The organism is Vibrio sp. H11 (assembly GCF_004804295.1).
GTDB lineage: Bacteria > Pseudomonadota > Gammaproteobacteria > Enterobacterales > Vibrionaceae > Vibrio > Vibrio ostreae.
Genome location: NZ_SSHN01000008.1, coordinates 18,169 through 38,835, shown reverse-complemented (window position 1 = coordinate 38,835; position 20,667 = coordinate 18,169). Strand labels below are relative to the sequence as shown.

Sequence of the window (20,667 nt, the reverse complement as noted above, 5' to 3'; positions counted from 1 at the left end):
GAAGATTGTCGAAGCTGCCGTACTTGAATTAAGCTAACCGCTATTCTGAAAAATCCGCCAATCATGTTTGCCGGGTATTTTCCCATATCCACACCACGATGTTTAGACAATAATGACCAGATATGGCTTACGTGCGCGCGTAATTACTCTTACTTTAGCCCCGACGCTGATAATCGGGCTGCTGCTCAGCGCATTATTCTCCTTTAACCGTTATCACGATTTGGAGACCCAGGTACAAAATGCCGGTGCCAGCATCATCGAACCGCTGGCGATCGCCAGTGAAGAGGCGCTGAAAAACCAGAGCCGCGAATCGGTGCGCCGCATCATCAGCTATGCCCATCGCAAAAACTCTAAGTTTGTGCGCAGTATTGCCGTGTTTGATGCCCGGCATGAACTGTTTGTCACCTCCAACTTTCATCCCAATTTCGAAGCGCTGATGTATCCGAAAAATGAACCGATCCCGGTGCTGAGCAGTGCGGAACTGGACGACAACACCCTGATCCTGCGAACGCCAATTCTGGCCGAAAGCCGCCTGGTGGAAGATTCGCTCAACGCCCAGTCCACACCAGTGCTTGGCTATATCGCGATTGAGCTCGATCTCTCCTCATTGCGACTGCAGCAGTATCAGGAAATTTTTTCGGCCTGTCTGGTGCTGATCATGGGCCTGATCCTGTCCGGAGTATTCGCATTCCGCCTGATGCATGACGTCACCCGGCCAATCACGCATATGAAAAACATGGTCGACCGTATCCGCCGCGGTCACCTCGATGTGCGGATTGAAGGCACCATGCACGGCGAACTCGATTCGCTGAAAAAAGGCATCAACGCGATGGCCGTGTCGCTGTCGGAATACCATGTCGAGATGCAGCACAGTATCGACCAGGCAACGTCGGACCTGCGCGAAACCCTGGAGCAGCTCGAAATCCAGAACGTCGAACTGGATATCGCCAAAAAACGCGCCCAGGAAGCGGCGCGGGTCAAGTCTGAGTTCCTGGCCAATATGTCCCATGAACTGCGTACCCCGCTCAACGGCGTGATCGGCTTTACCCGTCAGATGCTGAAAACCCAGCTCACCAACAGCCAGGCTGACTACTTGCAAACGATTGAGAAATCGGCCAACAACCTGCTGAAAATCATCAACGACATTCTCGACTTCTCCAAACTGGAAGCCGGTAAACTGGCCCTGGAGAACATTCCGTTCGAGTTCCAGGAAACTCTGGAAGAAGTGGTCAACCTGCAGGCCACCAGCGCCCATGAAAAAGGGCTGGAAATCACCCTCAAAGTGGATCCGAAGATCCCGGCCGGTCTGGTCGGTGACCCGCTGCGGATCCAGCAGGTCCTGACCAACCTGGTCGGTAACTCCATCAAATTTACCGAGCGCGGCAATATCGATATCAGCGTCGAGATGCGCTCTCAGCGTGACGATCTGGTCGAGCTGCAGTTTATGGTGCGCGATACCGGTATCGGTATTTCCGAGCGCCAGCAGGCCCAGCTGTTCCAGGCGTTCAGTCAGGCTGACGCCAGCATTTCACGTCGTTATGGCGGTACCGGCCTGGGGCTGGTCATCACCCAGAAGCTGGTCAGCCAGATGGGCGGCGAGATCAGTCTCACCAGTCGTCTGCACCAGGGGTCCACCTTCTGGTTCACCCTGCGCCTGCACATCACGGATATGCCGATGAGCGACTGGCTGGATCCGCAAGTGCTGAGCACCAAACAGCTGCTGCTGGTCGAGCCGAACATGCAGGCCGCCTCGATTGTGCAGCAACAACTGGTTCAGGCCGGAGTTGCGGTGACCTACCGCTCAGCCATGCCGGAAGAGTCGGATCATTTCGACTATGTCCTGCTCAACCTGTCACCAAGCACAGAGACCAATCTGGAACTGGTTCATCAGTGGGTACAACGTGCCACGGCGATGACGTCCCACGTGATCATAGGGACACCGAGTACCGAGCTGGCGCTGGCCGATCAACTGATGAAGCAGTATCCGGTGCAATGTATTACCAAGCCGCTGTCGCGTAAGAAACTGCTGCAGACCCTGATTGCCCATCAGCCTGCCGTCATTGAAGCACCGCTGCCATTGCCGGTAGTGCATGAAGACAAGCTGCCGCTGACCGTGATGGCGGTCGATGATAACCCGGCCAACCTGAAACTGATCACCGCCCTGCTGCAGGAGCGGGTCGACAGTGTGGTCGCCTGTGATAATGGCCAGAGTGCCATTGACCAGGCGCGCCAGCGTCATTTCGATATTATCCTGATGGACATTCAGATGCCGCACATGGACGGGGTCACCGCGTGTAAAGAGATCAAAAAAATTGAGCTCAACCAGACCACACCTGTCATCGCAGTCACTGCGCATGCCATGCCTGGTGAGCGTGATCGCCTGCTCAAAGCGGGCATGGACGACTACCTGACCAAACCGATTGAGGAACATATCCTGCAGCAGGTGCTGGTGCACTGGAGCCCGGATTCACTACTGCAAAACGTACATAAGCTCGATCTGCCGGATCCGACAGCGTTTGAACAGGTGACTCAGCCTGCCACAGGCGAACCGCAGCACAATAACATCATTGTCGACTGGCAGGCCGCGCTCAAACAAGCCGCCAACAAAGAAGATCTGGCGCGTGAGATGTTAGGCATGCTGGTTGACTCGATTCCGGAAATCAACCAGGTGATCGATATGGCGTTGCAGGATGACGAGTACCCGATTGCCGACCTGTTGCATCACGTGCACAAACTGCACGGCAGTTGCTCCTACAGCGGCGTGCCACGCCTCAAGAAAGTATGTGCGACGCTGGAACAGACTCTGCGCTCCGGTGCCAGCATCAGTGACGTCGAACCCGAGCTGTTCGAGTTGCAGGACGAGATGGAAAAAGTGATTGTCACTGCCCAGCCGTATCTGCAGCAGGGCTAACAAATAAAAAGAGGTGCCACAAAGGCACCTCTTTTTATTCACCGCTCAGCCGCGTTCAGCTCAGGATTCAAGAATAACGGTCGCCACCGCGTAATGACGTTCATCAGAAATCGACAGATGCAGCGCGGTGACACCTGCGCCTGCAGCCAGCTCGGCGGCTTTACCCTGCAGGCTCAGCACAGGTTTACCCAGCTCATCATTACTGATGATGAAATCCTGAAAACTGACCCCGCCAGCAATCCCGGTACCGAGCGCTTTTGATGCGGCTTCTTTGGCGGCAAAACGCTTAGCGAGAAAACGGCCCTGCTGTTTGCGCGCCGCGAACAACGCCAGCTCCTGCGGCGTCAGAATGCGCGCCGCAAATGCCGTCCCGCTGCGGGCCAACACCTGCTCGATGCGCGCGATTTCCGCAATATCAGTCCCTAAACCAACAATCATGCTAAATACCGGAATTAACGGCGTGCCGCTTCCATCACGGCTTTCATATCCGCGACAGCTTTTGCCAGGCCATCAAACACCGCACGCCCGATGATCGAGTGACCGATGTTGAGTTCATAAATTTCCGGGATCGCAGCGATCGCGGCTACGTTGTGGTAAGTCAGACCGTGACCGGCATTCACCGTGATGCCCTGATCGGCAGCATAGCTCGCTGCTGCTGCGATTTTCTTCAGTTCACTCTGCTGCTCAGCTTCGTTTTCAGCATCGGCATAATGGCCGGTGTGCAGCTCGATAAACGGCGCGCCACAGGCTTTTGCGGCATCAATCTGTTCGCGATCAGCATCGATAAACAGCGACACTTTAATTCCTGCCTGGCTCAACTTGTGAGTCGCGGCTTTGACTTTTTCCAGCTGACCCACAACGTTCAGGCCACCTTCTGTGGTCAGCTCTTCCCGCTTCTCCGGCACCAGACAGACAAACTCCGGCTGGGTTTGCAGCGCAATTTCAACCATTTCATCTGTGACGGCCATCTCCAGGTTCATACGGGTCTGAATCGTTTCACGCAGAATGCGTACATCACGGTCAAGGATATGGCGACGATCTTCTCGCAGGTGAATGGTGATGCCATCAGCGCCAGCGCGCTCTGCGATCTCGGCGGCATGGACAGGATCCGGATACTTGGTGCCGCGCGCGTTACGCAAAGTGGCCACGTGGTCGATATTCACACCTAAAAGAATTGAGCTCATTTTCCTATACTCCGTGCTCTGGGTTGAAGGACTTGCCGAAACAACTCCCGGCTTTTTAAAGGTTTGCCGCCAAGATACGGCTTTAAGGCAATGCGTGTAAAGCGTTTTGCCGCCTGCAGCTGCTCTTTGGTGGTAAAGCGCCGTTCACTGATGGCAATCAGCTCATTACCGGCAAAAGTCAGATTATCGCGCCGCACCGAAGCAATAAAGCCTTTTTGCTCACGATAACGATAAGTCATATCTGGGTCGACCGGCTCACCGCTACCGGCGCAATGCAGGAAATCGACGCCGTAGCCCATATTGGGCAACAAGGCGAGTTCAAAGCGGCGCAGCGCCGGCTCGGGATTGTCACTCTGTGCCAGCTCAGTCAGGACCAGTAGATAGTCATGGAACAGGCCGGGAAACGGCACTTCCGGCGCCAATACTCGCCCGATCAGCTCGTTAACATACATGGCTGAATAGAGATGGATACCATGCAGCGGCAGGCCAAGACTGATGGCTTCGGCCTGGCGCAGGGTTTTCATCGAGCTGTTGCCGGACCATTTGAGCAGTAAGGGAGTAAACGGCTGCAGCGCACCTTTTAGATTGGAACGTTTGCTGCGCGCGCCTTTGGCGATCAGGGTCAGGCGACCATATTCTTCGCTGAACACATCCAGAATCAGGCTCGACTCACTGTAAGGACGTCGATGAAGGACAAAACAGCGTTGTAAACCCTCTGACATTGGTGGTCAACCCTCTGAAAGCGCGAACAGATGCGCGGGAGCTTATGAATAAGACGGGATAAGAGCACACTGGCTCCCAAAGGAGCCAGTGCAGAAACGATTACAGGTCGTCGATGTAACCGAGTGAACGCAGCGCACGTTCATCGTCGGCCCAGCCGGATTTGACTTTCACCCAGGTTTCCAGATACACCTTACGTCCGAACAGCTCTTCCATATCGAGGCGGGCTTCACGGCCGATGGTTTTGATCTTTTCACCCTTGTTACCAATCACCATTTTCTTCTGACCGATACGTTCGACCAGGATCAGGGCGTTGATATGGAAACCGTCGTTGTCCGGGTTGTAATCGAAACGTTCGATTTCCACCGTGACCGAATACGGCAGTTCGTCACCGGTAAAGCGCATCAGTTTCTCACGAATGATCTCTGATGCCATGAAACGCTGTGAACGGTCGGTCACATACTCTTCCGGGAAGTGGTGTACCGCTTTTGGCAGGTGCGCGCGCACATGTTTGCGCAGCACATCAATGTTTTTACTGTGCTTAGCCGAAATCGGCACCACATCAACAAAATCCATCAGCTTAGACAGCTCCTGCATGTGCAGCATCACTTCATTACGGTCTTTGACGTTATCGACTTTATTGACACACAGCACCACTGGGAAATTAGCATTTCTCAGCTTGGTCAGTACCATTTCGTCATCGTCAGTCCAGTGCGTCCCTTCCACCACAAACAGCACCAGGTTCACGTCACTCAGTGAGCTGCTGGCAGCACGGTTCATCAGGCGGTTGATGGCGCGTTTCTCTTCGATGTGCAGCCCCGGCGTGTCAACGAAAATCGCCTGGTAGTCACCTTCCGTCTCAACACCCATGATACGGTGACGCGTCGTCTGCGGCTTACGCGACGTGATAGAAATCTTCTGGCCCAGCAGGTTATTCAGCAGGGTCGATTTGCCCACGTTCGGGCGGCCAACGATGGCGATAAAGCCACAGTGTTGGTTGTCTGGTGAACTGGTTGGCTCACCACTGGATGCGAAGAACGCATCAATATCAAATTCTTGCTCAGCCATTGCTTAATTGCTCTAGTGCCGTTTCCGCAGCCGCTTGTTCTGCCTTGCGGCGGCTGGTTCCTTTACCGATCACAGGCTGTCCGATGCCTGCTACGTCACACGCCACAGTAAACTCCTGGTTGTGTGCTTCACCTTTAATATTAGTCACTGTGTAGACAGGCAGCGGTTTTCTTCTGCCCTGCAGGAACTCTTGCAGACGCGTTTTCGGGTCTTTCTGTGAAACCCCCGGTTTGATGGCGTCCAGGCGCGACTGATACCAGCTCAGCACAATACCGCGCACAACTTCGATATCACTATCGAGGTAAATCGCGCCTATGATGGCTTCTACGGCATCGGCCAGAATTGAATCACGACGGAAACCGCCACTCTTCAACTCGCCTGGACCTAATTTTAAGTAATCTCCTAAGTCGAATTCACGACCCAGTTCTGCCAGCGTATTACCACGCACCAGAGTGGCACGCATACGGCTCATGTCGCCTTCGTTTACTTTCGGGAAACGATGGTAAAGATCGTCAGCAATGACAAAACTTAAAATTGAATCGCCCAGAAACTCAAGACGTTCATTGTGTTTACCGTTGGCGCTGCGGTGAGTCAGCGCCAGGGCGATAAACTCGGGATCATTAAACTGATACCCGAGCTTAGTTTCTAATCTACTAATTGGAGAATTCATGCTCTCTCGATGTGTTGTGGCCGGCGCGCGCCGACCTAGTTAATAGCTCCGATGCGATTAAAACGCACACCGGTTGGGATCCACGCTGGTAATACACTGTCAGCTGAGCGTTCGAACTCAAAACTGATCCAGATTGCCACCGCTTTACCGACTAAGTTCTGCTCTGGCACAAAGCCCCAGTAACGGCTGTCAGCACTGTTGTCACGGTTATCACCCATAACAAAATAGTGCCCCTGCGGAACCACCCACTCATTCACGCCGTGACGCGGTTCATATTCGTTGACGTTATCAATGCGCAGCGGGTTAATCAGAATGTTGTGCTGTACGTCACCCAACTGCTCGTCGAGCTTGATCAGCGGTACATTATTCTGAATAAATTCACTTTCCACCACGTTCGACAACTTGACCGGCTTACATTGCGACTGACCCTGCGGCTGGATACACACCTCTTTGGTGCTGCTGTAACGTACCGTATCGCCCGGCATACCAACCACACGCTTGATGTAATCAATGCTCGGATTTTTCGGATATTTAAATACCACCACATCGCCACGCTCTGGTTTGCCGGTTTCCAGCAGCTGAGTACGCCAGACCGGATCTTTCAGGCCGTAGGCATACTTCTCAACCAGGATAAAATCGCCGACCAGCAGGGTTGGCATCATAGAACCGGACGGGATCTGAAACGGTTCAAAAATAAATGAGCGCAACACCAGGACAAAAGCGATAACCGGGAAGATAGAAACCGAGTTCTCTACCCACCATGGCTGCGGATGGATTTTGGCAGTCAGACTGGCATCAATACCATTGGTTTCACTTTGCAGCTGCGCCACTTTCGCGTGCCGTTTCTTCGCCCATAGCCACTTCTCCAGTGCCCAGATGACACCGGTCACAAGCGTGACGATGACCAGAATGAGTGAAAATGTATTCGCCATTGACTTCCCTTATCTAAAAAATACGAAAGTGAAAGAGCCGGGACCCTTTCACTTGAGAGTTAATGCAATCTACCAGACATCCCCTGACGAGGTTTAGTCTTTGCCAACGTGCAGAATGGCCAGGAACGCTTCTTGCGGCAGCTCAACGTTACCGATTTGCTTCATGCGTTTCTTACCTTCTTTCTGTTTCTTCAACAGCTTCTTCTTACGACTCACGTCACCACCGTAACACTTCGCCAGTACGTTCTTACGTAGCTGTTTCACGGTTGAACGGGCGATGATGTGGTTACCGATCGCTGCCTGAATCGCGATATCAAACATCTGGCGCGGAATGAACTCTTTCATCTTCTCAACCAGCAGACGACCACGGGTCTGGGACTGATCTTTGTGAGTGATGATCGCCAGCGCGTCTACTTTGTCGCCGTTGAGCAACACGTCAACCCGAACCATGCTTGACGCTTCAAAGCGCTGGAAGCCGTAATCCAGAGACGCATAACCGCGCGAAGTCGATTTCAGACGATCGAAGAAGTCCAGGACCACTTCAGCCATAGGGACATCGTAAGTCAGGGCGACCTGATTACCGTGATACACCATGTCGACCTGTGTACCGCGTTTTTCCACACACAGGGTAATCACGTTACCCAGGTATTCTGTCGGTACCAGGATGTTACAACGGGCAATCGGCTCACGAATTTCTTCGATATCATTGATAGCAGGCAGTTTCGCCGGGCTGTCAACGTACATGATCTCGTTGTCGGTTTTCAGTACTTCATACACTACCGTCGGTGCGGTGGTGATCAGATCCAGATCGTACTCGCGCTCAAGACGCTCCTGGATGATCTCCATGTGCAGCATACCAAGGAAGCCACAACGGAAACCAAAGCCCAGTGCCGCAGACGTTTCTGGCTCGTAGAACAGTGACGCGTCATTCAGGCTCAGTTTGCCCAGCGCATCACGAAATGCTTCATAATCATCAGAAGATACCGGGAACAGACCCGCGTAAACCTGAGGTTTGACTTTCTTAAAGCCTGGCAGGGCTTTTTCACAGCCGTTTTTGGCCAGCGTCAGCGTATCACCGACTGGCGCGCCGAGGATGTCTTTAATACCGCACACCACCCAGCCCACTTCACCGGTTTCCAGTTCAGTGCCGTCGACTTGTTTCGGAGTAAAGATCCCGAGACGGTCAACGCCCCATACCTGGCCGGTACTCATCACTTTGATCTTGTCGTTTTTCTTCAGCTTGCCGTTTTTAATCCGGACCAGAGAAACCACGCCCAGGTAGTTATCGAACCAGGAGTCAATGATCAAAGCTTGCAGTGGTGCATCCGGGTCGCCGACTGGCGCCGGAATATCAGAGACGATTTTTTCCAGCACATCGTCAACGCCGAGGCCGGTTTTGGCCGAACAGCGCACCGCATCGATAGCATCGATACCGACGATGTCTTCAATCTCTTCGGCTACACGCTCAGGCTCTGCCGCCGGCAGGTCGATTTTGTTCAGGATGGGGACAACTTCCAGATCCATCTCAATCGCGGTGTAACAGTTAGCCAGAGTCTGGGCTTCGACACCCTGACCGGCATCGACCACCAGCAGCGCACCTTCACAGGCGGCCAGTGAACGCGAGACTTCATACGAGAAGTCAACGTGCCCCGGAGTGTCGATAAAGTTCAGTTGATAGGTTTCGCCATCTTTTGCTTTGTAGTCGAGAGTCACACTCTGCGCTTTGATGGTGATGCCACGCTCACGTTCAAGGTCCATGGAATCCAGAACTTGCTCGGCCATTTCACGGTCGGTTAATCCACCACACACTTGGATCAAACGGTCAGACAGGGTCGATTTGCCATGGTCAATGTGGGCGATAATCGAAAAGTTACGAATGTGCTTCATAGGTTTGGGATGACTAAACTCTTTGCAAATTAGGACATAAGAAATACCGCAGCTGGCGGCATTTCATTCAAGTTGGCCGATTCTACCCAATTTCGTTGGGGTTCGCATCATAAATTGGGATGAGATGAACGCGAGCCCGGCAGGCTAAGTCAGGTATAGTCGCAAGCCAGCCAAGCAAAGTGAGCCCCGCTGAGGCAAGGTTGTGAACAGACCAAGGTTGTTTACGGACCAAGGTCGCTGGCCGGCCAAAAGCAGCTAACCGGCCCAAAATTGCTAACCGACCCAAAATTGCTAACCGACTAAGCAATCGGCTCGCCCAGAACCCGGACCAAGATCACTTCCTGCGCACTGCGCCGTTCCAGATTCACCGACCAGCGCTTGGCAAGAGCAATCCCAACACCGATAAACAGTGCCGAGCAGGCAATCGTCACGCCTTCTCCCGCACCGAGCGCAGGCGCCAGCCAGGCATCACCAAGCCAGGCACCCAGGATCATCATGACCAGAGGCAGCAGATAAACCAGTGCCGCCGACTGAAGCAGACTTTTTTCCGGAAAACCGATTTCCACCACCTGACCCGGTGTGACTTTTTGCTCGGTATCGAGCTGCCACAACAGCGACTTTTTGCCAACCGCTTTGGACACAATTCCCGTGCCGCAGCTTTTGGCTGACGCGCAGCTGCTGCAACTGGTTTTTTGTTCACAACTGAGCGCAATGTGGTAGCCATTTCGCTGGCTGTGCACATCGGTCACGGTAGCAAGTGCGGTCATCATGGTTTGGCTTCCTCATGGGCCTTAAAGGTCACAGACTGCGCAATACGCTTGGCAGTATCCGGCGGGATATCACCCACAACCGAAATTTCGTTGTTACCTTTCACAAAACTGTGCAGTGTGCGCCGGCCCTGACGAACCAATTGTCCCTTGAGGGAGAAGTTGTCACTGTCCGAGACGTACACCGAGAAGCTGAACAGACCATCTGAGAACATCTGGCTTTCCACGACCCGCTCGGTAATGGCCATGCGGTAGCGGTTAAGCTCGAGAGGTTTAAACCCTTCCGGTGTCCAGCCAACAGACCAGAAAGTATCCTCAATGTTACCTTTCGGCAGCGACAGCACCTCAGGTAACTGCACCTTATTCAGGCCGGACATCATCTCCACCAACTGGTCGCTGATAGAATAAGAAATCGTGCGGTACTGTTCCAGTACTTCTCCGTCACGATCGACCAAATCGGCGCGCAGCGGCAGGTGACTATTTTCATCGACCCATAACACGTACGAGTAACGCAGCCCGTCTTTCGGCACTACGCGCAGTACCTGACATGCCGTACCGGCTTCACGTGCGCGGCCGACTTTGACAAAATCGTAATACTGGCTGATCTCAGCCACATCACTGTTGAGCATCGGAATGGTCGGCGCGACCATGTTACCAGATTCAATGGTAAAGGGTTCTACGCCCGGCTCGACATAACTGACCTCATTACCACGCCGGATCACTTCACGCACCGGCCCGCTGAGGTAAACCAAATGGGCCAGTTGCTGATTGTCTTTTTCCCGCGCATGGCGATACAGCAAAGGTTCAATGCTGTTTTTCTTAATCAGGATATAGGACAGCTCGTAATTGAGGTGCTGACTGGCTTCGTTCATCTGATGCAACAAAGTCTTTGCTGAGGAATCCTCAGCAAAGACTGGCGATGCACTCAAGCTGAACAGCGCCAGAGCACTGATCAGAAGTTTTTTCATTCAACTACCGGTTCAACTGAATCTGGTTGAGCGCTCAGGCTCTCACTATTCAATCTTAATTGAAGTTCATAGTCTTGCAGCAACGCATTCACACGACGGCGCTGTTCCTGCACATTCGCTTCCGAACTGTGTCTTTCCATTGAGTCACGGGTCAGACTTACTGGCTCAGCACTGCCGGAAAACGGGATGGTCTGCAGGACAGGCAACTGCTGATCCTGCGCGCCTGCGCTGTCGCTGCCGCCATATTGCTGTACACCAATGATTACCGCTAAAGAGACACAAGCCGCCACTGCGACCTGACCAAACTGGGACAACCAGCCCGGAAGCTGACGACGCGCCTGTTTCGGCTGCGGCTGTTCTTCGATCCGGACTTGGTCAAGCTGGGTAACATTGGCATGAGCAGCGTGATGCAGGGTGTGCGCAGGTTCGTTTTCCAACGCCAAGGCAACCCTTTCAGCGATATTCCACTCTGGTCGCTCAGGTGCCTCGCCACGCATTACATCACCAATCAGGTGGTAATTCTTCCACGTATCGAGACTGTCCTTGTCGCTGGCTAATTCCTGAATTAGCAGCTTATCGACCAGCTCTCCATCCATGAGCGCTGAAAGTTTTTCTTTGTCAGCCATTCTTTTCACCATTAAATTTGCTGGTTTGCGCTATAAAAGAGAACGGATTCTCTTTTCTACCGCTTCACGAGCACGGAAGATACGAGAACGCACCGTACCTACGGGGCAATCCATGACTTCTGCGATATCTTCGTAACTCAAGCCATCAAGCTCGCGTAACGTCATCGCGGTTTTTAAATCTTCAGGTAACGCTTCTATCGCATGAAACACCGCCTGCTTTAACTCTTTGGACAGCGTAATGTTTTCTGGGTTCGATATTTCTTTAAGCGCGTTACCGCTTTCGTAAAATTCAGCTTCTTCAGCATCAACATCGCTTGCCGGCGGGCGGCGGTTTTGCGCCACGATGTGATTTTTCGCGGTATTGACAGCAATACGGTACAGCCAGGTATAGAAGGCACTCTCGCCACGAAATGTGGGGATCGCCCGATACGCTTTAATAAACGCTTCCTGCGCTACGTCGGCTACATCACCTGAATTGCTCACATACCTGGAGATAAGATTGCATACTTTGTTCTGATATCTCAGCACCAGAAGATTAAATGCCTGCTTATCGCCATTCTGAACTCGCTCAATCAACACTTGATCGGTCAGCTGCTCGTTCATTCGAGCGGTTACTCCTATTGTTATCTCCCCTACCTTCTCAGATATGGGCACTAATTATGCAGAATGCTGTCTTGACACCACTGCTTACATGAGCACTATTGTGACTCAATCGCGCAGGGAAAGTTCAACACCCGGTGAAAAATTTTACCTTTTTCCCGGTGCAATGTGATGTAATCTAAATTGTTGGGATTCTCCCCTGATATTGGGGACAGCAATCACAAAAGACAATAGTATTTATAAAGTATTGCTTTTGGCGCGATGATGATACCCTCATAGCCCATGCGGGTATGTTCGGGTCAGCGCACATTATTTTGTGCGCGCAGCGCTTCTCCATGCTTTGTCAGATGCGGCACATGCACCTGACAAAGCATGAAAGGACAGACATAGTTAATTTTGCAGCAGAGCAGGACAGCTCTACTCTAGTTCGGGAATATAAACATTTTATGAACGCCAACCGAGAACATCAGTGTGATGTATTAGTTGTGGGCAGCGGAGCAGCAGGTTTGTCGTTAGCGCTGCGTGTCGCCAAACACTGTAAAGTCATCGTTTTGAGTAAAGGCCCGCGCAGTGAAGGGTCAACGTATTATGCTCAGGGCGGTATTGCCGCGGTTTTTGACGAATCGGACAGTATCGACTCACATGTCGAGGACACTTTGATCGCCGGTGCCGGTCTTTGTGAACCAGACACTGTGCGTTTTATCGCTGAACATGCCAAAGAGTGCGTGCAATGGCTGATTGACGGTGGTGTCCCGTTCGATAAAGAAGAAGACAGCAGCGATGATGAAGAACCCCGTTATCACCTGACCCGCGAAGGTGGCCACAGCCATCGCCGCATTCTGCATGCTGCTGATGCTACAGGCATGGCGGTGCAGACATCCTTGCAGGATAACGTTCATAATCACCCTAACATTACTCTGTTCGAACGCTACAACGCTCTGGATTTGATCACCGAAGACAAAGTCGGTGGTGACGAGAAAAAAGTGATTGGCGCTTATGTCTGGAACCGGAATGACGAACACGTTGAAGTGATTCGCTCTAAGTTTGTTGTCCTGGCCACCGGCGGCGCATCTAAAGTGTATCAGTACACGTCCAACCCGGATGTCTCTTCCGGTGACGGCATTGCGATCGCCTGGCGCGCCGGCTGTCGGGTGGCGAACCTGGAATTCAACCAATTCCATCCGACCTGCCTTTATCATCCGGATGCACGCAACTTCCTGCTCACCGAAGCCCTGCGCGGCGAAGGCGCTTACCTGCGCCGTCCTGACGGCTCACGCTTTATGCCGGACTTTGATGAGCGTGGCGAACTGGCACCGCGTGATGTAGTCGCCAGGGCCATCGACTACGAGATGAAACGTCTCGGCGCCGACTGCATGTATCTCGACATCAGCCATAAACCGGCCGATTTTATCGAGAAACATTTCCCGATGATTTACAGCCGTCTGATGGATCTCGGCATCGATATGACCAAAGAGCCGATTCCGATTGTACCGGCGGCGCACTACACCTGTGGCGGGGTGATGGTCAATCAGCAGGGCCAGACCGACCTCCGGCAGCTGTATGCGATTGGTGAAGTAAGCTATACCGGCCTGCATGGTGCCAATCGTATGGCCTCAAACTCTCTGCTTGAATGTGTGGTCTACGCCTGGTCAGCCGCGAAAGATATCCTCAGTAAAGTTAAAGAAGCGACTTTAGCGCCGGAAGTACCAAGCTGGGATGAAAGCCAGGTTACCTGTTCCGACGAGGAAGTGGTCATCCAGCATAACTGGCACGAGCTGCGTCTGTTTATGTGGGACTACATGGGTATCGTTCGCACCGACAAACGCCTCGAACGAGCCCTGCGCCGCATTCAGCTGCTGCAACAGGAAACCCATGAGTATTACAGTAACTTCCGGGTATCCAATAACCTGCTCGAACTGCGTAACCTGCTCCAGGTCGCGGAGCTGATGGTACGCTGCGCAATGCAACGTAAAGAGAGCCGCGGCCTGCATTACACTCTGGACTATCCGCAACTGCAGCCTGACAGCGGTCCGACCATACTGACACCGGACCAGCAATAACCTCATCATAGCAACGGGAGCGTCACAGCTCCCGTTTTAGTCTCATCAGTAGCTGACGATAATCGCCGTCGCGACAGCTATCACGCCACAACAGCCAACGCCGTTGCGGCGTGACAATAACCACAAAAGCAAACGCAAACTTAAAGCCAACCGAGCGAATAGGTTCATCGTTATCCTGCGTCCGCAACCGGCCGGAAAAATCGATGTCCACGGCTCCGCTCAGGGTCGGCGTCAGCCAGCCACACAGCGCCACACGCAGCCATATCGCAATAATAACCAAACTAACAACAACAGGGATGGCGGAGATAAGCAACGCCCATATCAGCATGTTAAATTGTAACAGCGCAACGATGTGGGCGTAGAAGGAGGGAAATAGGTAGAGCTTAACGGACTTTGCCGAGGTTATGAGCGACAATCTTGTCCACCATCGACGCATGGCCGAGATTTTCAGAGCGTCCATGCCCCATGACCCAGGTAAACAAGTCCGGATCATCACACTCCAGCAGGGAAACAAAGTCTTGTTGTTCTGATTCAGTCAGAGAGTCAAAACACTCTTCGAAGAATGGCATGATGACTACGTCAAGCTCCAGCATTCCGCGGCGGCATGCCCATTTGATTCGCGCTTTTTCTTCCGGGGTGTACATCGGTTATCCTCACCTTATGATTATTTGCGCCAAGTCTATCAACAGACAAGGCGCTCAACTAGTAACTCAGTCACAGTCCCTGTTGATGCTGACAAAAAACTTGAACCAGATTACCATATTGTTAAAACAACATGATTGTTAAAACCAACATCGTTGCAGCCGGGATTCCATCCGCCAACCTGCCCTAACATCAGGTCGTGGCTTTCAACGCGCTGCAATAACCGACAGAAGTATGAAGTGAAACGAGATTTCACCCAGGTGAAGGATATGAACTGGAAAAACACATTTGCTCCGCTGCGCGTCAAACCAACTGATGCCCTGCCAGACCTGATGCTGACCCATCTGGATAACTGGGGTGCGATTACTGCCGTTGGTGCGGATAAAAAAAGCTACCTGCAAGGTCAGGTGACCTGCGATGTGGTATCGCTGCAAAGCCAACAATCCACCTTCGGCGCACATTGCGACGCCAAAGGCAAGGTATGGTCGGTATTTCGTCTGTTCCATCACCATGATGGTTACGCGATGTTCCAACCTGTATCGGCAATTGAAGCGGAACTGCGCGAACTGAAAAAATACGCGATTTTCTCTAAGATCGAACTGACGCACAGCCAGGATGTGGCACTGGGCGTCATGGGCAACGGCGCTGACGCCTACATTAATAGCCTGAGTAACAGCGAAGGTGACGTCCGTGCCATCGAAGGTGGCACGGCGGTGCGGATCAGCGCCCAGCGCTGGTTACTGCTGCTGAATGAAGATCACGCTGCACAACTGGTCAGCCAAAGTGAAGCGGTCAAAGCGGATGCGACCCTGTGGACCCGTTTTGATATCGAAGAAGCGATTCCGGTGATTGAACGCTCTGAGCAGAGCGAACATATTCCGCAGGCAGTCAATGTGCAGGCATTGGGCGGCATCAGTTTCAGTAAAGGCTGCTATACCGGTCAGGAAACCGTTGCCCGGGCAAAATATCGCGGTATCAACAAACGTGCGATGTACATAGTGCGCGGTGATGTGAATGAGCCGCTGTCTACTGATGAAGCGCAGCAGATGGAACGCTCGGTTGGTGACAATTGGCGCAGTGCCGGCCATCTGATGGCACATTACACCTTCTCTGATAACAGCGCCATCGGCCTGATTGTCCTGCCCAATAATCTTGAGGCCGGTACTGAGTTACGTCTGACCGCTCAACCGAATACGCGCTGGGTGATTGAAGCCCTGCCTTATTCTTTAGATGATGAATAACTCACTGCGCACCCCGCTCACTGAGTATCTCGACCAGCAGCAGGTGGCCTATCACCTGCTGCCTCACCACAGCGCAGCTCAGACAATAGAAGATGCCGCACATCAGCGTGGTATCAACCCTGCCCAAATGGTGAAATGCATCCTGCTGCGCGATATGAGTGATCGATTTGCCCTGGCCTGTACGCCCGGCGATCGCAGCGTGGATCCGAAAAAGGTTCGAGCCCTGCTCAACTGGCGCCGTATGACCTGTGTTGATCTCAGCCAGGTGGAAGCGATCACCGGTTACCGGATAGGAACCGTGACCCCGCTCTTGCTGCGTACACCGATGCCGGTCATTTTTGATCATGCCATCTGTGCGCACCGCATGGTTACGATCAGCAGCGGATCGTTAATGGCCGGGATCGGCCTGGCGCCAAACGATCTGATTCAACTTTGTCAGCCACAGTTTGCACATATTCAACGTGATTAAGTGATGCAAATCCGTGTAATCCATTACATGTGATCGTGATCCACCTCCAATTTAGCATCATTGGGTCGTGAATTTTTATCCAATGTTAAAACATAAATAGTCACACGCCAGATTTTCGTTTACTCTCTCGACGTTGGTAAAGTTCAATCAGAGGTACGACTCGGTTGATATCCTTCTCCAACAAAAAAGTGAATCCACTGATTGTTTCAGGACATCCACTTTTTGTGTAATGCATCTGTGACTATTTGGCCCGCATCTGACTGCGGGCTTTTTTTTATGCAAATAATGACATGTTTCTTACACCTTTTAATTCAGGACAACTATTCTTAACAGTGTCACATTACTTTGGCTAAATAGCGGCGCTCTGACTGAAGAAACCAAATTAACTGCTGTTTTGCTGGGTTAAAGTCACATAAAAATGGATACTCATCGGCAAATTTGCACGTAGCAGCACAAATATCCATGTAATTTGATATTCGCTGCAGGTATCCCCGGGCCATCACACTCTTGAAGCGGGTTTATTCGTATACTATGCAGCGCAGCAACAAAGAAAGGATCGAGAAATGAGACTGTTTAAGCGCTATACACCTGGTATGATAGCTAAACATGTTAGTCGTCTTTTTAAAGGTCGAATCTATATCTACGGTGTCGGTAAGTTTGAATTTGATAACGGCAAGCTGATCTTGCCGGAGCGTGCTGAACCACGCCATTACCAGACCGTCAAAGAGGTCAACCAGGAAATTATGCGCTTGCGCTGCGCCTATGCATAACCTGAGTTCCCGCAAACAAAAAAGGGTTGGCTTTTACGCCAACCCTTTTAACTTTCCGTCTTATCCAGACTAAACCATGCTTTTAGGCGCGACTTTGGCCAACTGCGGCAGATCGCCTTTCAGTCCCAGCGCATGTTTCATAATTTCATCTTTCGCCCCAGGCAACTGCCCCGCCAGGCGCATGCCAATGCCACGAATCAGTTTCTTGGCCGGATTATCACCGGCAAACAGATCTTTAAAACCCTGCATGGCGGCAATCATTTTAGCGGCCTCGGCTTTGCGCCAGCGTTCATAGCCGCGTAAGTTACGCTTGGTGCCGATATCCTGTCCCTGCTCCCACAGTGTCATCACTTCCTGAGCCAGACTGGCAGCATCCAGCAATCCGAGGTTCACCCCCTGCCCGGCCAGCGGATGAATAGTATGCGCAGCATCCCCGACCAGAGCCACCCGCTCAACGGCAAAATCGCGCGCGTAACGCATTTTAAGCGGGAAGGCATAGCGTTCCCCAACCACTTCACACAAACCGAGTTTGACATCAAATTCCGTTGTCAGCGCCTTGTTGAATGAAGCATCATCCATCGCGACCAAGCGCTCTGCGCGCGAGGTTTCGGTCGACCAGACGATGGAACTCATCAGCGGATGCCCCATCGGCAAAAAGGCCAGCGGGCCCTGCGGCGTAAAAATCTGCCGCGCCACCGACTGATGCGGCTCTGCAGTGCGCACATTCGCCACGACCGCGCTGTGGCCGTAGTCCCAGTGAGTGAGCGGGATATCGAGCTGTTTGCGCACCCAGGAGTTCGCGCCATCAGCACCAACCACCAGCTTGGCCGTCAGAGCCTGACCATTACTTAGAGTCAGCCACGCTTCGCTTTCGCCAACCGCCAGGTTCTGACAGGTAGCCGGCATAAACAGCGAGACATTGGATTGCTGTTTGACCTGGTCGAGCAGCGCCAGTTGAATCACACGGTTTTCGACAATATGGCCCAGATTTGGCTGAGTGAGATGGTTAGCACTGAATTCAATCCGCGCAAAACTGTCCTGTTCCCACACTTCCATCGCATGATAAGGCGCCGCACGGCGACTCATGATGCCACGCCAGGCCCCTAGATTACTGAGGATGATCTCACTGGAGCGACTGAGCGCAGAGACGCGTACATCCGGCAGTTCATTCAACCCTTCGTGGGGAATCTTGCCTTCAATTACCGCGATTCGCAGATCAGTCTCTTTAAATGCCGCAGCCAGAGCCAGTCCGACCATACCGCCGCCAACAATCGCAATATCCACGCTTTGCATCATAATTTTTTATACCCTTTATCGATTCACTACGCCCAGAGTGCGGCGCAGTAAAGGAGATTTCAGAAGCGGCAGGTTATCCATCGCTGCCAGGCCAAGATTACGGCCGATACGCAGTGCCAGTAAATCATTGGAGAACAGGTGCACCAGAGCCGAGGTCAGCGTAATGGTGTGCTGACGATCCGCAGCGCGGCGCTGACTAAAACGGTGCAACTGCGCGTAACAGCCCAGCTCATCACCTCGGGTCAGCTCTTCGGCCAGAGAGGCTACATCGCGGATACCAAGATTAAATCCCTGCCCCGCGATGGGATGCAGCGTCTGCGCGGCATTACCGACAATCGCAAACCGGTGTGAGACATTCTGCTCACGGTGACGCAGCAGCAGCGGATAAGCGCTGCGTTTACCGGCTTTGACAAATGCGCCCAGCCGCCAGCCAAACGCCTGCTGCAATTGCGCCATGAAAGCGGCATCATCCAGCGCCATCACCTGTTCGGCCAGTTGTGGCGGCAGACACCATACCAGAGACAGACGATTATCACGCATCGGCAGTAAAGCCACCGGGCCGTGCTCGGTAAAGCGCTCAAACGCGCGTCCCTGATGGGCTTCACTGGCCACCACGTTGGCAATCACGGCCACCTGACCGAAATCATGCTCGGCCAGAGCCATGCCGACCTGTTCGCAACAGGTTGAAACCGCACCGTCAGCCGCCACCAGCATTTTAGCCTGCAGGTGTTCACCGCTGTTCAGCGTCACCTCCACCTGGTTGTGCTGACGCACCACCGACGTGACGCTGGACGGGCAAAACAACCGAATCGCGGTGCTTTGTTCGATTAACCCGGCATACAAACGGCCCACATCCGCCAGCTCAACCACATACCCCAGGGCATCAATAGCGAGTGTGTCCTTGCTGATATCGGTCATACCGGCATGGCCACGATCCGAGACATGAATATGTGAAATCGGTGAGGCGACCGGGGCAATGGTCTGCCACAGCCCTAACGAGGTTAAAATCTGCACCGTACCATGCGACAGCGCAATCGATCGGGCGTCAAACCCGGGATGCTGGTCATGATCCGGCTGATATGCTTCTACAACCGCCACGGATAAGCGGCCATGACTGAGCTTGTCCAGGGCCAGAGCCAGGGTTGCGCCCGCCATCGCACCACCGGCGATAATCACATCAAAACAGTGCACCTCGTTCACTGACACCTCACTTAGTGAATGGTTGGTTGAGAATCTTTTTGCGGTTTAACACCGAACTCGGCGTGCAGAGTCAGTACGCAGGCTTTGACATGCTCGATCACCTGCTCCAGCAGTTGTGCCTGCTCTTCCAGATCATCCTCTTCATCAATCCCCAGCTTGGCGATCTCTTCCAGATCTTCCAACGCTTCTTTGGCTACCGCTGACGCGTTCTGTACTTTAGCGCCAACCAGGCCAAGCCCAGAGATAAAGTGATTGACCCACTCCGCAACGGCATCAGCAAACAGCATCAGTGCGTGTTCACCCTGCTCTGCCGGCAGCAGCAGGGTCAGTTCCAGATCCGTTGCCGTCAGTTCCGCACTGGTGGCGTTAAGCGTTTGCTCAGCCAGTGTCAGCGCCTGGACCGGCCAGCCCATTCCGTCGTTGGTGTAATCGAAAATCAGCGCTTGCCAGCTTTTATCATGCAGACTCAGGCCACCAGACAGCATGCCGGTCAGCAGACCATGCAGTTCTGCCGGTGTCACGCCAACGGCGGCCGACTGCAGTTCAGAAGCTAGAGTTGCGTAATCAGGGAAGGTGTTATCGCTCATAATGGGCTCGTATTCAGGCAAATAACTGCCATCGTACCACTTCAGCGATCCGGCGAAAACGCTCACATC

The 20,667-nt window shown here is 52.9% G+C and carries 21 protein-coding genes; 5 read left to right on the top strand and 16 right to left on the bottom strand.

Annotated elements, in window-relative coordinates; genetic code table 11:
• The first annotated feature begins 112 nt into the window (after positions 1-112).
• The gene (barA, locus tag E6C74_RS13440; protein WP_168797027.1) at positions 113-2,911 is read left to right on the top strand and encodes a two-component sensor histidine kinase BarA; all 2,799 of its coding nucleotides are present in this window, start codon (positions 113-115) and stop codon (positions 2,909-2,911) included.
• A 60-nt stretch (positions 2,912-2,971) separates the two neighbouring features.
• Here the strand turns inward: barA and acpS are convergent, their stop codons facing one another.
• The 11 genes from acpS to rpoE form a co-directional block, all read right to left on the bottom strand.
• Positions 2,972-3,349 (bottom strand): holo-ACP synthase, encoded by a 378-nt coding sequence (gene acpS, locus E6C74_RS13435; RefSeq protein ID WP_136486032.1) that lies wholly within the window; start codon positions 3,347-3,349, stop codon positions 2,972-2,974.
• Between the two features lie 14 nt (positions 3,350-3,363).
• Positions 3,364-4,095: a pyridoxine 5'-phosphate synthase gene (gene pdxJ, locus E6C74_RS13430; RefSeq protein ID WP_136486030.1), complete on the bottom strand. Its 732-nt coding sequence runs from the start codon at positions 4,093-4,095 to the stop codon at positions 3,364-3,366.
• Entirely contained in the window at positions 4,092-4,817 is a 726-nt protein-coding gene (recO, locus tag E6C74_RS13425; RefSeq protein ID WP_136486028.1) for a DNA repair protein RecO, read from the bottom strand. The genes pdxJ and recO overlap by 4 nt, the downstream gene beginning before the upstream one ends.
• A 100-nt stretch (positions 4,818-4,917) precedes the next feature.
• A complete protein-coding gene (gene era, locus E6C74_RS13420) occupies positions 4,918-5,883 on the bottom strand; it encodes a GTPase Era (RefSeq protein ID WP_136486026.1) in 966 nt (321 codons plus the stop codon).
• Positions 5,876-6,553 carry a ribonuclease III gene (rnc, locus tag E6C74_RS13415; RefSeq protein ID WP_136486024.1) on the bottom strand — a complete coding sequence of 226 codons (678 nt, stop codon included), beginning with the start codon at positions 6,551-6,553 and terminating at the stop codon, positions 5,876-5,878. The genes era and rnc overlap by 8 nt, the downstream gene beginning before the upstream one ends.
• Before the next feature lie 35 nt (positions 6,554-6,588).
• Positions 6,589-7,485, bottom strand: a complete 897-nt coding sequence (lepB, locus tag E6C74_RS13410; RefSeq protein ID WP_136486022.1) for a signal peptidase I — start codon at positions 7,483-7,485, stop codon at positions 6,589-6,591.
• Between the two features lie 93 nt (positions 7,486-7,578).
• The gene (gene lepA, locus E6C74_RS13405; RefSeq protein WP_136486019.1) at positions 7,579-9,372 is read right to left on the bottom strand and encodes a translation elongation factor 4; all 1,794 of its coding nucleotides are present in this window, start codon (positions 9,370-9,372) and stop codon (positions 7,579-7,581) included.
• 299 nt (positions 9,373-9,671) lie between these two features.
• Complete coding sequence (locus E6C74_RS13400) at positions 9,672-10,142, bottom strand: SoxR reducing system RseC family protein (RefSeq protein ID WP_136486017.1); 471 nt, start codon at positions 10,140-10,142, stop codon at positions 9,672-9,674.
• Positions 10,139-11,107 (bottom strand): sigma-E factor regulatory protein RseB, encoded by a 969-nt coding sequence (rseB, locus tag E6C74_RS13395; protein WP_136486015.1) that lies wholly within the window; start codon positions 11,105-11,107, stop codon positions 10,139-10,141. Before rseB ends, E6C74_RS13400 begins: the two co-directional genes overlap by 4 nt.
• Positions 11,104-11,733 (bottom strand): sigma-E factor negative regulatory protein, encoded by a 630-nt coding sequence (locus tag E6C74_RS13390; RefSeq protein ID WP_136486013.1) that lies wholly within the window; start codon positions 11,731-11,733, stop codon positions 11,104-11,106. The genes rseB and E6C74_RS13390 overlap by 4 nt, the downstream gene beginning before the upstream one ends.
• A 30-nt stretch (positions 11,734-11,763) precedes the next feature.
• Positions 11,764-12,336 (bottom strand): RNA polymerase sigma factor RpoE, encoded by a 573-nt coding sequence (gene rpoE / locus E6C74_RS13385; RefSeq protein ID WP_136486011.1) that lies wholly within the window; start codon positions 12,334-12,336, stop codon positions 11,764-11,766.
• 443 nt (positions 12,337-12,779) lie between these two features.
• Here rpoE and nadB point away from each other — a divergent pair, with 443 nt between their 5' ends.
• Positions 12,780-14,393 carry an L-aspartate oxidase gene (nadB, locus tag E6C74_RS13380; protein WP_136486009.1) on the top strand — a complete coding sequence of 538 codons (1,614 nt, stop codon included), beginning with the start codon at positions 12,780-12,782 and terminating at the stop codon, positions 14,391-14,393.
• Between the two features lie 22 nt (positions 14,394-14,415).
• On the opposite strand, the gene E6C74_RS21155 is transcribed toward nadB, so the two are convergent.
• Together E6C74_RS21155 and E6C74_RS13370 are read right to left on the bottom strand one after the other, a co-directional pair.
• Positions 14,416-14,808, bottom strand: coding sequence for a hypothetical protein (locus E6C74_RS21155; RefSeq protein ID WP_240798190.1), 393 nt, complete (start codon positions 14,806-14,808; stop codon positions 14,416-14,418).
• Complete coding sequence (locus E6C74_RS13370) at positions 14,777-15,037, bottom strand: succinate dehydrogenase assembly factor 2 (RefSeq protein ID WP_136486007.1); 261 nt, start codon at positions 15,035-15,037, stop codon at positions 14,777-14,779. The genes E6C74_RS21155 and E6C74_RS13370 overlap by 32 nt, the downstream gene beginning before the upstream one ends.
• A 267-nt stretch (positions 15,038-15,304) precedes the next feature.
• On the opposite strand from E6C74_RS13370, the gene ygfZ reads away from it, so the two are divergent.
• The 3 genes from ygfZ (at position 15,305) to E6C74_RS13355 (ending at position 17,515) form a co-directional block, all read left to right on the top strand.
• Positions 15,305-16,276, top strand: coding sequence for a tRNA-modifying protein YgfZ (gene ygfZ / locus E6C74_RS13365; RefSeq protein ID WP_136486005.1), 972 nt, complete (start codon positions 15,305-15,307; stop codon positions 16,274-16,276).
• Positions 16,266-16,745: a YbaK/EbsC family protein gene (locus E6C74_RS13360; RefSeq protein ID WP_206208412.1), complete on the top strand. Its 480-nt coding sequence runs from the start codon at positions 16,266-16,268 to the stop codon at positions 16,743-16,745. Before ygfZ ends, E6C74_RS13360 begins: the two co-directional genes overlap by 11 nt.
• Before the next feature lie 563 nt (positions 16,746-17,308).
• Positions 17,309-17,515: a DUF1107 domain-containing protein gene (locus E6C74_RS13355; RefSeq protein WP_136486003.1), complete on the top strand. Its 207-nt coding sequence runs from the start codon at positions 17,309-17,311 to the stop codon at positions 17,513-17,515.
• A gap of 69 nt (positions 17,516-17,584) precedes the next feature.
• Here the strand turns inward: E6C74_RS13355 and E6C74_RS13350 are convergent, their stop codons facing one another.
• The 3 genes from E6C74_RS13350 to E6C74_RS13340 are packed head-to-tail and all read right to left on the bottom strand — an operon-like array spanning position 17,585 to position 20,598.
• Complete coding sequence (locus E6C74_RS13350) at positions 17,585-18,811, bottom strand: FAD-dependent 2-octaprenylphenol hydroxylase (RefSeq protein WP_136486001.1); 1,227 nt, start codon at positions 18,809-18,811, stop codon at positions 17,585-17,587.
• Positions 18,812-18,826: 15 nt separating this feature from the next.
• The gene (gene ubiH, locus E6C74_RS13345; RefSeq protein ID WP_168797034.1) at positions 18,827-20,002 is read right to left on the bottom strand and encodes a 2-octaprenyl-6-methoxyphenyl hydroxylase; all 1,176 of its coding nucleotides are present in this window, start codon (positions 20,000-20,002) and stop codon (positions 18,827-18,829) included.
• Between the two features lie 20 nt (positions 20,003-20,022).
• Positions 20,023-20,598: a YecA family protein gene (locus E6C74_RS13340; protein WP_136485997.1), complete on the bottom strand. Its 576-nt coding sequence runs from the start codon at positions 20,596-20,598 to the stop codon at positions 20,023-20,025.
• Positions 20,599-20,667: the final 69 nt, after the last annotated feature.